Origin of the sequence: Pseudoalteromonas sp. SG44-1 (assembly GCF_014164315.1) — a bacterium.
Lineage (GTDB): Bacteria > Pseudomonadota > Gammaproteobacteria > Enterobacterales > Alteromonadaceae > Pseudoalteromonas > Pseudoalteromonas rhizosphaerae.
Map to the genome: position 1 here is coordinate 18072 of NZ_JACJEW010000005.1, position 13554 is coordinate 31625.

At 40.3% G+C, this 13554-nt stretch carries 11 protein-coding genes; 2 read left to right on the top strand and 9 right to left on the bottom strand.

Annotation, left to right across the window (positions count from 1 at the left end):
• Nucleotides 1-180: 180 nt before the first annotated feature.
• Genes H5187_RS03480 through H5187_RS03490 form a run of 3 tightly spaced genes read right to left on the bottom strand, consistent with a single transcriptional unit; the run spans nucleotide 181 to nucleotide 2976 of the window.
• Entirely contained in the window at nucleotides 181-1389 is a 1209-nt protein-coding gene (locus tag H5187_RS03480; protein WP_182797552.1) for an ABC transporter permease subunit, read from the bottom strand.
• Nucleotides 1382-2170, bottom strand: a complete 789-nt coding sequence (locus H5187_RS03485; protein ID WP_149981088.1) for an ATP-binding cassette domain-containing protein — start codon at nucleotides 2168-2170, stop codon at nucleotides 1382-1384. Before H5187_RS03485 ends, H5187_RS03480 begins: the two co-directional genes overlap by 8 nt.
• Nucleotides 2167-2976, bottom strand: a complete 810-nt coding sequence (locus tag H5187_RS03490) for a DUF3025 domain-containing protein (RefSeq protein WP_182717853.1) — start codon at nucleotides 2974-2976, stop codon at nucleotides 2167-2169. Before H5187_RS03490 ends, H5187_RS03485 begins: the two co-directional genes overlap by 4 nt.
• A 108-nt stretch (nucleotides 2977-3084) precedes the next feature.
• Between H5187_RS03490 and H5187_RS03495 the strand changes: the two genes are divergently transcribed.
• Nucleotides 3085-4710 carry a M28 family metallopeptidase gene (locus tag H5187_RS03495; protein ID WP_182797553.1) on the top strand — a complete coding sequence of 542 codons (1626 nt, stop codon included), beginning with the start codon at nucleotides 3085-3087 and terminating at the stop codon, nucleotides 4708-4710.
• A 69-nt stretch (nucleotides 4711-4779) separates the two neighbouring features.
• A complete protein-coding gene (locus H5187_RS03500; RefSeq protein WP_149981085.1) occupies nucleotides 4780-5952 on the top strand; it encodes a putative manganese transporter in 1173 nt (390 codons plus the stop codon).
• 65 nt (nucleotides 5953-6017) lie between these two features.
• On the opposite strand, the gene H5187_RS03505 is transcribed toward H5187_RS03500, so the two are convergent.
• The 6 genes from H5187_RS03505 to seqA form a co-directional block, all read right to left on the bottom strand.
• Nucleotides 6018-7595, bottom strand: coding sequence for a dihydrolipoyllysine-residue acetyltransferase (locus H5187_RS03505; RefSeq protein WP_182794451.1), 1578 nt, complete (start codon nucleotides 7593-7595; stop codon nucleotides 6018-6020).
• Between the two features lie 8 nt (nucleotides 7596-7603).
• On the bottom strand, nucleotides 7604-8581 hold the full coding sequence (locus H5187_RS03510; RefSeq protein ID WP_182761327.1) for an alpha-ketoacid dehydrogenase subunit beta: 978 nt from the start codon (nucleotides 8579-8581) through the stop codon (nucleotides 7604-7606).
• Nucleotides 8581-9795: a thiamine pyrophosphate-dependent dehydrogenase E1 component subunit alpha gene (locus H5187_RS03515; RefSeq protein WP_182761326.1), complete on the bottom strand. Its 1215-nt coding sequence runs from the start codon at nucleotides 9793-9795 to the stop codon at nucleotides 8581-8583. The genes H5187_RS03510 and H5187_RS03515 overlap by 1 nt, the downstream gene beginning before the upstream one ends.
• A gap of 261 nt (nucleotides 9796-10056) precedes the next feature.
• Nucleotides 10057-11109, bottom strand: coding sequence for a succinylglutamate desuccinylase (astE, locus tag H5187_RS03520; protein WP_145233889.1), 1053 nt, complete (start codon nucleotides 11107-11109; stop codon nucleotides 10057-10059).
• Nucleotides 11110-11193: 84 nt separating this feature from the next.
• Nucleotides 11194-12831, bottom strand: coding sequence for a phosphoglucomutase (alpha-D-glucose-1,6-bisphosphate-dependent) (gene pgm / locus H5187_RS03525; protein WP_182797554.1), 1638 nt, complete (start codon nucleotides 12829-12831; stop codon nucleotides 11194-11196).
• A 10-nt stretch (nucleotides 12832-12841) separates the two neighbouring features.
• The gene (gene seqA, locus H5187_RS03530; protein WP_182717858.1) at nucleotides 12842-13426 is read right to left on the bottom strand and encodes a replication initiation negative regulator SeqA; all 585 of its coding nucleotides are present in this window, start codon (nucleotides 13424-13426) and stop codon (nucleotides 12842-12844) included.
• Nucleotides 13427-13554 lie beyond the last annotated feature (128 nt).

Genomic DNA, 13554 nt, shown 5'->3' on the forward strand with positions numbered 1-13554 from the left:
TTTGCTTTCAAATACAAACTACATTATAGAGCAATTAAAAAGTTATCTCTGCGCTTTTTATCGATTCTTAGTTTTTCTAAGGAAACTATAGTAATAAAAAATGACGAGCTAGCCCGTCATTTTTATTATTTAACTAAGAGTATTGTAACAACCACGCCCAGCCTACTTCTATATAATTTATTATCTAAATAAGACTTCTTCTTTATTAAACCATTTAACACAAAATGCTAATAGTGCACCGGCAACAATCACGGTCGCTAAAAAGATTAGTCCAAGTAACGTGTAATCAATCGTACCTTTGATAATTTCTTTAATCGCTAAAGCCACATTAGTAACCGGTATAAATGCGGTTTTAGCTGTTAGCTCAACATTCGGTAGTAAAGCAACAATGATAGGAAATATCACCCCCATACTCAGTGGTGTCATGTAATTCTGAGCTTCTTTAAAGCTACGCGCATAAATCGATATTGCTAACGCAAGAGAAGAAAAAATCGCGGCGACGGGTAATAAAATAATAAAAATGAGTGCCAAATCTAATACGCGTAATGAACTAAATGCTGTTTTTATCACATCCAAATCAATGAAAGAAATCGCGATACTGATCCAAACGCCCATACTCAACACGGTTATCGTTGTGGTGGCGATTGACGCTGCAAGTAAAGTAATAAATTTACCTAATACAAGTTGCGTACGGGTGATTGGTGTCAATAGTAACGTTTCTAATGTGCCGCGTTCTTTTTCACCTGCACCTAAATCAATTGCTGGGTATGTTGCTCCCATCAATACTAATGGGATCAGTAAGTAAGGGATAAAGCCGCCTATTTTCTCACCTAAATTTTCTCGTTTATCAGCAGTATCAACTTTTACAACTTTGATTGGATCAATAATTGCACTTTGTTGCTCAACTGAAACACCGTAGCTTAATAGTTTTTCAGCTCTTAGCTTATTACCAAATTCTTCAGCAAGCTCTTTTACTCTGTCGAATAAAAAGTTAATCGCTTTAGCATCGTTATAAACCACTTGCCACTGACTTTGTTTTGCGTCATCAAGGTTTTGTTTGGCATCTGCGGGTAAGAAAATACCCATATCAATGGTGCCGGCTTTAACGGCCTCTGTAAGCTCTACAACTGTATTAAAGGTGTGATCACCTTTGTATAATTGAAAACTTTTATGATAAAAAACTTTATCTGTGAATGATTGCGCATATTCGCCATTGATAATGGCATAGGTATGAACTTTTTGTTCGGCTTCAAGTGTTGCTTGAGAACTAATAAATGCCATCACCGCAAATAATAATGGAAAGATAGCAACTGGTAATGCGACAATAAAAATGAGTGTTTTTTTATCTCGTAATAGCTCCTTTAATTCCTTTTTAAATACTTCAAACATTATTTTTCTCCGTCAATATATTCATAAACGCTTGATTAAGTTCGTCGCTTTTACCCACTTTTTTAAATTCGTCAAGACTGCCGTCAAAACAACTGATACCTTCGTTGATCACCGCAACGCGGTCACACAGTAGCGCTACTTCATCTAAATGATGGGTTGAAAATATAACAGGAGTCCCTTGCGCTTTAAGCCGTTTTATAAACTCGATCACCGTTTGAGTGGTCATAATGTCTAATCCAGTGGTCGGCTCATCAAGTACCACGACTGCCGGATGGTGCACAACTGCGCGGGCTATATTGGCTTTTTGCTTCATACCCGTTGATAAATTATCAGCACGTTTATCAATAAAGCTATGCATATCGAGTAAATCAAATAACTCTTCACACCGTGCTCTAATCGCGTCTTTACTCATACCGTGTAGTTTTGCAAAATATTCGATATTTTCTTTTACCGTTAAACGGCCATATAAACCGGTACTGCCAGATAGAAAACCAATAGACTTACGACCAAATAGTGGTTTTTTAATGATGTCTTCACCAGCAATAATTATTTGCCCTTCATCGGGTTTTAACGCTGTCGAGATCATTCTTAGCGTGGTGGTTTTTCCTGCACCATTAGGGCCGAGTAAGCCCAGCACTTCGCCTTTATTACAATGAAAGCTGACATCTCGCACCGAATGAAAATAATCTTTATCTTCACGGGGATCTATTTTATCGACTTTGTTTTTTTTATGGTCTTTAGTTAGCTTAAATTTCTTTTTAAGCCCCGTAACTTCTATCATGTTCGTGTCCTTCGTTTTGGTCTAAAGTAATCCGTATTACTATAAAACTCGGGGTTATTATTATCATACCAGCCTGGTACGCCTAGCAGTGGTAATGGTGAGAGCTGGCTATTGTCCCTTAAACAGTTATCGACGCTAATCATCTCATAAAGGGTTTGATCAATATACTGATACTGCTGGGCTAAATCTTTACAAAATATGTCACTCGGTACTTTTACAAATAATGCTTTACCTGTCAGACCAATATACGGCTTTGTTAGCATTTCATAATTAGCGTGGCCGAACATAAATGGCGCAATGGTTTTACCCCACAACGCTCTTTGCTCAATAAATGCCTGCTGCCATTGATGATTTTTAAGTAACGCAGGCCAAACATTATCACTTACAGCAAGTACAACCCCACATTCATCAAACAAGGTTAAGGCATTGCGGTGTTTTGAGCGTACTTTAGTGCCGTGAAGTGTGATCTCTTCAACATGGCGTTGATTGATCAATGCTTTCGTTTTAGGAAATAAACACCAGATAAGTCCACCAAATAAGTCATGCCAATTTTGTTGTCGCGTTGGTACTTTACCGGTATCAAAAATGATTTGCTCATAATAGCGCTCTTCCTCACTAAAGCAGGCGTCTTCAACAAAGCGAATTGTTTGCTGATTTGCATTTTTAGCATCTAAAAATGATGAAATCCACGCACATTGCGGCCAGTCGGATAAACCGTTTAAAGAAAACAGTGTATTTAAATGGCTAAATGCACCATTTTCTAAACTGGCGCTATGCCATTGTTCGTAAGGGGTAAAACGCTTCATGAGTATCTTTAGCTTTACAATTATTATGGTTGGAGTTTACCGCAAAAACTGGTTCTCTTTAATAGAAGTTCTTATACTGAGCTCACTTAAAACAAAAAAAGAGCGACTATGAAACGTTATTTTTCTCTGACACTCCTTGCAACTGCGGTACTTGCAGGATGTGCAACAACAAGTCTCACCTCTGATGATGTTAGCAAAGGGTATAATTCAATCAATGCCCAACAACTCGCAGAGCATGTCAAAGTGCTTGCCTCCGATGAATTTGGAGGCCGCGCTCCATCTTCAAAAGGTGAAGAACTCACACTAGCTTACCTTACTGAAGAATTTAAAAAACTAGGTTATCAACCAGGTAATGGCGACAGCTTTTTACAAGAAGTTCCGTTGGTGTCTCTTGAAGCAGATCCAAACATGGTGTTAACTATCGGCGGCAAAGATTACCAGTATAAAAAAGACATGGTAATGGGCAGCAGTCGCATTAGCGAACGCCAAAGTATTAAAGACTCTGAACTGGTATTTGTTGGTTATGGTGTTAATGCCCCAGAATATAATTGGAATGATTACGCAGGTTTAGATGTTAAGGGTAAAACTGTGGTGATTTTAGTCAACGACCCTGGTTTTGCCACTAAAGATCCTGCTTTGTTTACCGGTGATGCCATGACTTACTATGGCCGTTGGACTTACAAATACGAAGAAGCCAGCCGTCAAGGTGCTGCTGGGGCTATCATCGTTCATGAAACTGCACCGGCCTCTTACCCTTGGTCTGTGGTTGAAAACTCATGGAGCGGCGAGCAGTTTGGTTTTCAAAAAGAAAACAATAATATGGACAGAGTCGCTGTTGAAGGTTGGGTAACCACAGAGGTTGCTAACGAGCTTTTCACTAAAGCAGGTTTAGATTTTGCCAGTGCGAAAACCAATGCAGCAAAAGGCGCTTATCATGTTGATATGGGCGATTTAACAGCGTCTGTTGCGGTTAAAAACACCATCAAAAAATCAATTTCATATAACTTCATTGCGACTTTACCCGGTAGTGAAAAACCAGATGAGCATATTATATACTCAGCACACTGGGATCACTTAGGTACTGATAAAAACCGTAAAGGCGACCAAATCTACAATGGAGCACATGATAACGCGACAGGCACTGCAGGCTTAATTGAAGTAGCTAAAGCGTTTGCAAGCTTACCAAAGCACCCTAGCCGCTCAATGACCTTTTTAGCAGTGACAGCTGAAGAGCAAGGTTTATTAGGATCTAAGTATTATGCTGCACACCCAGTGATAGCAGCAAATAAGACAGTCGCTAATATTAATATGGATAGCTTGAACTTGTTAGGCAAAGTAAAAGATATCAGCGTGGTTGGTATTGGTAAATCAGAAATGGACTCGCTATTAGCACAGGCAGCTAATGCACAAGGGCGCACGGTCTCCGGCGATCCTAAACCATCTTCAGGCGGGTACTATCGCTCTGATCATTTTGCTTTCGCCAACATGGGTATTCCAGCGATGTATGCGGGTGGTGGCAGTGAAGCACTTGACGAAGATACGGCTAATTATCGTAAACGCATGAGCTTAGTGCTACGTGGTTGTTACCATCAACCATGTGACAGATACCGTGATGAATGGGATCTATCGGGAGCTGTACAAGACTTACAACTGTTTTATCAAGTAGGTTTTGATATTTCAGAGCAACCACAATGGCCCAAATGGAATGCGAACTCAGAATTCCAAAGAAAATAACGCAAATGATATTGATTTTCATTTAATTTGAATCTAAAGTGCAACTTAGATAGTTTTTAGGTTGCACTTATGTTTTCACTTTCACTGCCCAAAATTAGTTTTCCAGCGTCCACACATTTTATTACCAGTAATAAACGGCTGCTATTACCGCTATTGTTGTTGTGTTGTTTAGCTTATGCTCCTTTGCGAGCAATGACATTGACGGCAATGAGTGATGCGTTTTTTCAAGTTAGTATATTTGTTGCCGTCACTTTATTTATCTATTACTACGCCATCGATCGGTTGCCTCACTTAGAGCTTGGCTATTTAAGCCAAAAATCACCCTTGTTAGAAATTAGTTTTGCTTCACTACTAGGAGCTTTACCTGGCTGCGGAGGCGCCATCATAGTAGTGACACAATTTACCAAAGGACAAGCGAGCTTTGGCTCTATCGTTGCTGTATTAACAGCGACCATGGGGGATGCTGCATTTTTACTATTAGCAACGAAGCCGCTTGAAGGCTTACTTATTATGATTATTGGCCTAAGCGTTGGTATTATCAGCGGATCCTTAGTCAATGCATTTCATAAGCAAGATTATCTTCGCCCAGCAAAAAATGATTATGCTGATGAGTGCTTAAATCAGCCTAGTAAGGCAATTATAGTCAGTAAATCAATTTGGCAAATTATTATGATGCCCAGTCTTATTGTGGCAATAATGATTGCTTTCAATACTGACTTTTCAGCCTTTGATGCTCTACTTGCTGAATCAATAACCTTATTTGGCGCTATTATGGCGCTATTGGCTGTTACCACTTGGGCGCTGTCGTCTAAAGGTCAAAGCTATCAACAAGTAACTTCAGAAGAAGAGACTATAACGCCCCCTTCAAAGCTATATAAAGTTTTGCAAGACACCCATTTTGTTACGGCATGGGTAGTTGCCTCATTTATGCTATTTGAGTTATTAGTAACATTTGCCGGTGTGGATTTAAAAGCCTGGTTTACTCACTATGCATACTTAGCGCCTTTAATTGCCGTTTTGATTGGTTTTTTACCTGGCTGTGGACCACAAATAGTGGTAACTACATTGTATATTCAAGGCATCATTCCCTTTAGTGCCTTAGCTGCGAATGCAATATCAAATGACGGCGATGCCCTTTTCCCTGCAATCGCAATGGCACCACGTGCCGCATTTGTGGCAACAATATATTCGGCAATTCCCGCTTTACTCGTTGGCTATGGCTTATATTTCTTTGGGGTGTAAGTCACTGACATAAAAAAGCTCAGCGACTGCTGAGCTTTGATAAAATGAATAATTAAGAGCTACGCTTAACTCATTGCCATCATCATTTTGGCTGGGTTTTCTAAATACGATTTCCACAAGTTATTGAATCGCGCTATCGTGGCCCCATCAATCACTCGGTGATCGCCTGACCAACTAACTTGCATAATTGCAGCAGACACCACTTGCCCTTTGGCATCAAAACGCGGTAGATGTTGTAATTTACCCAATGCCACAATCGCCACTTCTGGCTTGTTGATAATTGGCGTCGCAACTGTTCCGCCAATCGCACCAATATTAGAAATGCTAATTGTGCCGCCTTTGAGATCGTCAGGGCTAACACGTCCTTCACGGGCAGCATCCGTCAATCGCGTTACTTCATTGGCTACATCAACAATACTCTTTGTTTGACATTGTTTGATATTTGGCACTAACAAACCAATTTTAGAGTCAACTGCCATACCGATATTGTGATCATCAAAGTAGCTAAGCTCAGTGCATTCATCATTTATTTTCGAGTTTAATACCGGAAATTCTTTCATAGCCAGCGATAAGGCCTTGATGAAAAATGGCATCATTGTCAATTTAACGCCTTGTTGCTTATATTGCTCTTTTAAATCACTGCGCAAAGCAATCAAAGTTGTTAAATCAATCTCATCACAAAATGTAAAATGTGGGATAGTCGTTACCGAAGCAACCATTTGTTTAGCCATTGCTGCTTTGATGCCTTTAATTGGCTCAATGCGCATGCCGCCAGTGTCGCTAGCTGTGGTTTTCGTAACGTCAGGCTTCGTTTGCAGTGGTGATGTATCAATACTATTTGGCACTTCCCCTTTCACAAACTGTTCAATGTCCTCTTTGTAAATACGGCCATTCTTACCACTGCCTGGGACTGTGGTTAGATCAACATCAAGTTCACGTGCTTTGCGTCTTACTGCCGGTGATGCGACCGCCTTTTTATTAATTACAGGGGCTGTCACTGACTTTTCAACTACTGCTGTTTTTTGCTCTACCGCTTTGGTTTGTGCTTTCACTAATGCATCATTGATATCGACAACGTTTGCTTGAGTGCCTGCAATCGACATTTGAAAAAGTGGACTGTGTACTTGTGCAACATCCCCTTTAGCATAATAAAGTTTTACCACTGTGCCGGTATATTTAGCTGGAATTTGTACCAGTGCTTTATCTGTCATTACATCACAAACGGCTTGATCTTCTTCTATCAAATCGCCTTCGCTGACTAACCACTCAACAATTTCACACTCAACAATTCCTTCACCAATATCGGGAAGGATAAAATCCTCAACGACTTCAGCGTGAGTATTTGTTTGCGTGTGCTCTATTACGCTGGTTGTTTCTGCTTGAGTATGATCGGCTGTAGTCTCACCAGCTACATCCATTGCAAACAGTGGGGCATGCACTAAAGCAATATCCCCTTTAGCATAATAGAGCTTACTGATCACACCATCATGAACCGCAGGAATTTGCACCAGTGCTTTGTCTGTCATTACATCACAAATCGGTTGATCTTCAGCTACGGTGTCGCCTTCGGCTACTAACCATTCAACAACTTCACATTCAACGATGCCTTCACCGATATCCGGTAAAATAAAATCTTTTGCCATGATGACTCCTAAAATTCGACCGATTGCTTGATTGCTGCGAGCACTTTCAACGCATCAGGTACATATTCTTTTTCAAGCGCTAATGGATACGGAGTATCTAAGCCGCAAACACGTAAGATAGGTGATTCTAAATGCAAAAAACATTCTTGTTGGATTGTCGCCGCAATTTCTGCACCAAAACCATTAGTGATTGGTGCTTCATGGCTAACAATAAGTCGCCCTGTTTTTGTCACTGAGTTAACAATCGTTTCCATATCCCATGGTAAAATACTGCGTAGATCAATCACTTCACAACTAATACCTTGCTCATTTGCACGTTTTGCAGCATCTTCGATGATTTCCATCTGTGCGCCCCAAGCAAGTAGTGTTACATCCGTACCTTCACTAACTATTTCAGCTTTACCCAGTTCAATGCTGTAATCTTGTTCAGGAACTTCACCCGTTGATGCACGATATAAGCGTTTAGGCTCAAAGAAAATAACTGGATTATCATCTTTAATTGCAGCTCGTAATAAGCCCTTTGCTTGGTAAGGGTTGCGAGGAACAACAATCTTAAGTCCCGGGGTATGTGCAAAATAAGCTTCTGGTGATTGTGAATGATATAAACCGCCGGCAATACCACCACCGTAAGGAGTACGGATAGTCAGGTTGCCAACATTAAACTCGTTACCGCTACGGTAACGAAATTTAGCAGACTCATTTACTATTTGGTCAAAGGCTGGAAAGATATAATCGGCAAATTGAATTTCAGCAAGTGCTGGTGCGCCAAACGCTGCTAAGCCATTAGCAAAACCCATGATCCCTTGTTCGGTTAATGGTGTATTAAATACACGGTGCTGACCATATTTCTCTTGTAGTCCAGACGTTGCGCGAAATACGCCGCCAAAATAGCCAACATCTTCACCAAAGATACACGCTTGCGGATGTTCAGCCATGGTTATATCAAGGGCTGAATTAATCGCATGTAACATATTCATTTTAGCCATTACTTAATTCTCCCTGCAGTCACTGGGTAAGCATCGGGGTGTTGCTTGATATGCGTTTTCAATTGCTCATATTGACGTTGCAAAGAAGGGATCGGTGTATCATATACATCTGACACCAACTCTTCTAAGGCCGGTTTTGCAATCACTTCAGCGCGTTTTAACGCGGCTAGTATATCTTCACGAATTTGCTCTTTGGCTTTATTGTCTTCTTCTTCATTAAGCCAGTTTTGCTTAATTAACCATTTGCGAAAACGTTCGATTGGACAAGACTGATAATTCGCTTCTTCGTCTTTTGAACGATAGCCACTAGGATCATCTGATGTAGAATGCGCGCCAAGGCGATATGCAATCGATTCAATTAAAATCGGCTCACCTGTTTTAGTGGCAAGTTCACGGGCTTTTTTAGTTGCGGCATAAACAGCAAGTGCATCAGCACCATCAACACGAATCGTTTTAATACCGTAACCTACGCCACGAGAAGCGATGCCGTCGCCCTTAAATTGCTCATCCGCAGGAGTTGAAATCGCATAACCGTTATTGCGAGCAAAAAATATAACCGGTGACTTATGCACTGCGGCCATATTTAAACCAGCATGAAAGTCTCCTTCTGAAGCAGCCCCTTCGCCAAAGTAACAGATAGTTATGTTATCTATCGTTGAGCTTAGCTCACCTGATTTTGCATCTATGTGTTTAATTTTTTGGCCATACGCGTAACCTGTTGCTTGCGGTATTTGAGTGCCTAGCGGCGATGAGATAGTCATGTAATTAAGTGCACTTGAACCGTAGTGAATTGGCATTTGGCGACCTTTACCTAAATCCAACTCATTTGAAAACATTTGATTCATAAACTGATCAAGTGTGAAGCCACGGTAATGAAGTGCAGCCTGCTCACGGTATTGCGCCATGATCATATCGTCTTGATCAAGTGCCGCAGCAGACGCTGTCACTGCCGCCTCTTCGCCTAAACATTGCATGTAAAAGCTTACCCGGCCTTGGCGTTGAGCAGCTTGCATACGCTCATCAAGTGCACGAATAAAACGCATTGTTTCATACAAGCGCAGCGCAGTACTTTCATCAATATCGGGGGCTGTTGCACCGTCGTGGATATCGCCATCCTCGTTTAAAATACTCAAGGTCGGAATATTTAAGGCATGACCGTCAATAAATGAGAGAGCATGACTAATATTCAGCGATACGTTATTTGGATTGCTCATAACCTACCTTCTTTTGTTGTCGTAAACAGTACAAGTCAGTTGTTATTATTGGCTGTGCTCTGCAGGATAAACTTTGCAGAAACTGTACTGTATTTAAATTAAAGCTGCTAACACTTTACGTTAACGTAAAGTGTTATTCAACTAATCATAGACGAAACAAAGTTAATTGGCGACAGTGGCATTGGAAAGTTAACTATACAAGAGCATAAAGTATATACAATCATATAGTTAACGATTTGAGCTGATCGGCAAAGCAAAAAATTAAATAATATTATCAGTCAGTTGTAATGGTATTACCGTTAATAATGCACGTTGTCCAAGGGCAACATCGGCATTAGGAAATATAATTGCTTCGCCTTCAACATCTGCGTAATAACAGGTCTGACCATCCGTTGCGAGTAAATCACCTTTGCTAAACCCGGTAAAATTCTCGGCATCATCCGAAAAAGGAAACGAAAAATCGTGTTCAGTGCGATTGATTGATCGGTGCACAGCAAATAACTCAAAGTCACTTGCATCAAATTCTTTATATATCACTTCTTTTTGGCTAATTAATGCGATTAGGGTCGCTTTGGTTTTCGCAAAACGACTCATATCATTTTCACCAAACGGTTTTACTTGACCAAGTTCAACGGTAAATGAATCTGCACCATGAACAAAAGAAGAATAGTAACTAAAAGTGGTGGCTGGTGATTTCATCATTAGCACCGTATTTACTCCACAGCTTAATAAAAACTGTAGTTGCGACTTTTTCCACGGTTTACCATGTAAAAAGGGATATACAGCAAATTTATCATTTTTTGAACCACGAATAGCAGTATGCAAATCGTAATGACAGCGCTCTCGCTGCTGACCGCCGCGTTGATAAAAGTCACTAACATATTGTTCAAGCTTGGCCGCTCGTGTGCGCTCATTATTCATCTTTACACCTTCGACAGTGTGATGACCATTAAATAAACGGTTTAGATTTTCTTCTACAAAACGCTTGTCAATATTAATTGATTGCGGGTTACCAAAAATAAACAGTACACGCTGTGCTAGTTGTAAATCGCCTAAGATAATACGCTTAATTAATTCATCGCAAATTTCAATAGGTGCTGTTTCATTACCATGGATCGCACTTGAAAGTACCACATCGATTGTAGTAGCGCATTTTGGTTGAAACTCTATAACGCCGGTGTCATGAATAGTTACAGTGGTACCATTACTTAAAGTAAAAGCACTCGGTGCTAAGTGCCATTCATTATTACGGCTGAGAGTTAAAAAATCGCCTTGCTGTTGTAATTCGTTTAAATACTCTGAGTTGGCTGTCATAATCCAAATGCCTTCATATTATTATGCAAATGAGAAACAAAAACGGCTGAATAAATCAGCCGTTATAAAATAGTCTAAGCGTTATTAACTAATCACTGAATCAACCAACTTCTTGGCTTCTTTTTCTAATAGCGCTAAATGTTCTTCACCTTTGAATGATTCAAGGTAAATTTTATAAATGTCTTCAGTACCTGATGGACGCGCTGCAAACCAGCCGTTTTCAGTAACTACTTTTAAACCACCAATAGCGGCATTATTTCCAGGCGCATGAGTTAGCTTTTGTAAAATAGGCTCGCCCGCAAGTGTATCTGCCGTAACATCTTTCGCACTTAGCCCTTTAAGTCGCTCTTTTTGGGCAGAACTTGCAGCCGCATCTATACGTTTGTATATAGGCGCACCAAATTCGAGCTCAAGCTCTTTATAAAGTGCTGATGGGGTTTTTCCTGTTACAGCTAAAATTTCCGCGGCTAATAATCCCATGATGAAACCGTCTTTGTCGGTATTCCATACTGTACCGTCAAAACGAAGGAATGATGCCCCGGCACTTTCTTCACCGCCAAACGCGAGTGTTCCAGTACTTAGCCCTTCGACAAACCATTTAAAACCAACAGGTACTTCTCGCACTTGACGATTATTACGGGCAACTACTCGGTCAATCATCGCACTTGAAACAAGTGTCTTGCCAATTTCAACGCCTTTGGACCAATCACGATGATTTAATAAGTAATCAATGGCAACCGCTAAAAAGTGATTAGGATTCATTAAGCCGTCAGGAGTTACAATACCATGGCGATCATAGTCAGGATCATTGCCAATGCTTATATCAAAATCATCTTTAAGGGCGATTAAGTTTGCCATCGCATAAGGTGATGAGCAATCCATACGAATTTTGCCATCTTTATCAAGTGGCATAAATGCAAAGCGCGGATCGACACTTTCATTGACGATTGTTAAATCTAAAGCAAATTTTTCGGCGATAATAGGCCAAAAGTTGATCCCTGAACCACCGAGCGGATCAATACCCACTTTAATATTTGCTTTTGCAATCGCTTTTACATCAACAACATTAATCAGATCTTCAATATAAGGAGTCATTAAATCTTGGTATTTAATAAAACCTGAACGGGCTGCTTTTGCAAATGGGAATAGCTCAACTTCAACTAAATCTTCTAGTAGTAGTTGATTTGCTCTGTCTTCTATCCACTTAGTAACGTCAGTATCTGCCGGGCCACCATTAGGTGGGTTATATTTAAAACCGCCGTCTTCTGGAGGATTATGTGAAGGTGTAACAACAATACCGTCAGCTAATTCATGAGGACGTAATTTGTTATGACACACGACCGCGTGGCTAATCACCGGTGTAGGTGTAAAATCGTCGTTTTCTTGCGTGATCACTTGTACTTCGTTAGCAACAAGCACTTCAATCGCTGAATTGTAAGCCGCCTCACTTAACGCGTGCGTATCCTTACCTAAGAATAGCGGTCCAAAAATATTATTTTGTTTTCGGTAATCACAAATTGCTTGAGTAATGGCGAGAATGTGAGATTCATTGAATTTCACATCATATGAACAACCTCGGTGCCCTGAAGTACCAAAAGCAACACAATGTTCAGGGTTTTGCTCTAGATCGGGTTCATTTAAATAATAAGCAGACACTAATTTTGGTACATTTACTAAATCTGATTGTGTTGCAGGTTTCCCTGCACCGGAATGAATCGCCATTACATTTCCTTTATAAGTAGTCTCGAATTTTTTCAGCTTGTTCAGCACTATAGCCTAAGCCAAGTGCCACTTCGTGTAGCATCATTTTCTTACGGGTAGTATTTGAGTTGGTCATTACCCAGTATTCACTGTCGGTAATGTTTTTTGGATTCATACTGCTGCCACTGTTTACTAACGCTTCTTTGCTGGTTGCGAAGTAAACGCGATCACGCCCTTGCACATCCAATACCGCTGAAAAATCAGTTTTATGAGTTCTATGTAAAGCAGATAAAATAAACAAAAAGCGCCCTACTACGCCTTTTTGCATCGCCAACTCTTCTTTATTGAGTATATTAAAAACACTGGCATGCGCTTGTGTCAATGGTGTGACAGCGGCTGACTTTTTATTCTCGGTCGATGAGGTGTGTTCAGTTGTTTGAGTCGTCTTTGCAACCTCATGCGTGACGGGCTGTTCTGGTTTTTCTTGCGCGGCTAAATCATTTTCGCCGTGAATATTTAATAAACGACGTAAAATAGTTGAGGCGCTTTCGCCTATACTTTGAGTGTTACTTGCAATGTATTGATATAACTCGTCGTCTATGTCAATTTTTTTCATGTTATTCCTGTCGTTACGGGTCACATTTTTTTCATCCATGCTGATTATACCCAAACCTGATTTAATTCTCTATGTTTTGCAATTTGTTATTTCACTAGGCAAACTAGGCACACTTTTATGAAATTGTT

Coding starts and splice junctions, on each gene's coding strand:
- H5187_RS03480 (WP_182797552.1), bottom strand. CDS start 1,389: ATGTTTGAAGTATTTAAAAAGGAATTAAAGGAGCTATTACGAGATAAA.
- H5187_RS03485 (WP_149981088.1), bottom strand. CDS start 2,170: ATGATAGAAGTTACGGGGCTTAAAAAGAAATTTAAGCTAACTAAAGAC.
- H5187_RS03490 (WP_182717853.1), bottom strand. CDS start 2,976: ATGAAGCGTTTTACCCCTTACGAACAATGGCATAGCGCCAGTTTAGAA.
- H5187_RS03495 (WP_182797553.1), top strand. CDS start 3,085: ATGAAACGTTATTTTTCTCTGACACTCCTTGCAACTGCGGTACTTGCA.
- H5187_RS03500 (WP_149981085.1), top strand. CDS start 4,780: ATGTTTTCACTTTCACTGCCCAAAATTAGTTTTCCAGCGTCCACACAT.
- H5187_RS03505 (WP_182794451.1), bottom strand. CDS start 7,595: ATGGCAAAAGATTTTATTTTACCGGATATCGGTGAAGGCATCGTTGAA.
- H5187_RS03510 (WP_182761327.1), bottom strand. CDS start 8,581: ATGGCTAAAATGAATATGTTACATGCGATTAATTCAGCCCTTGATATA.
- H5187_RS03515 (WP_182761326.1), bottom strand. CDS start 9,795: ATGAGCAATCCAAATAACGTATCGCTGAATATTAGTCATGCTCTCTCA.
- astE (WP_145233889.1), bottom strand. CDS start 11,109: ATGACAGCCAACTCAGAGTATTTAAACGAATTACAACAGCAAGGCGAT.
- pgm (WP_182797554.1), bottom strand. CDS start 12,831: ATGGCGATTCATTCCGGTGCAGGGAAACCTGCAACACAATCAGATTTA.
- seqA (WP_182717858.1), bottom strand. CDS start 13,426: ATGAAAAAAATTGACATAGACGACGAGTTATATCAATACATTGCAAGT.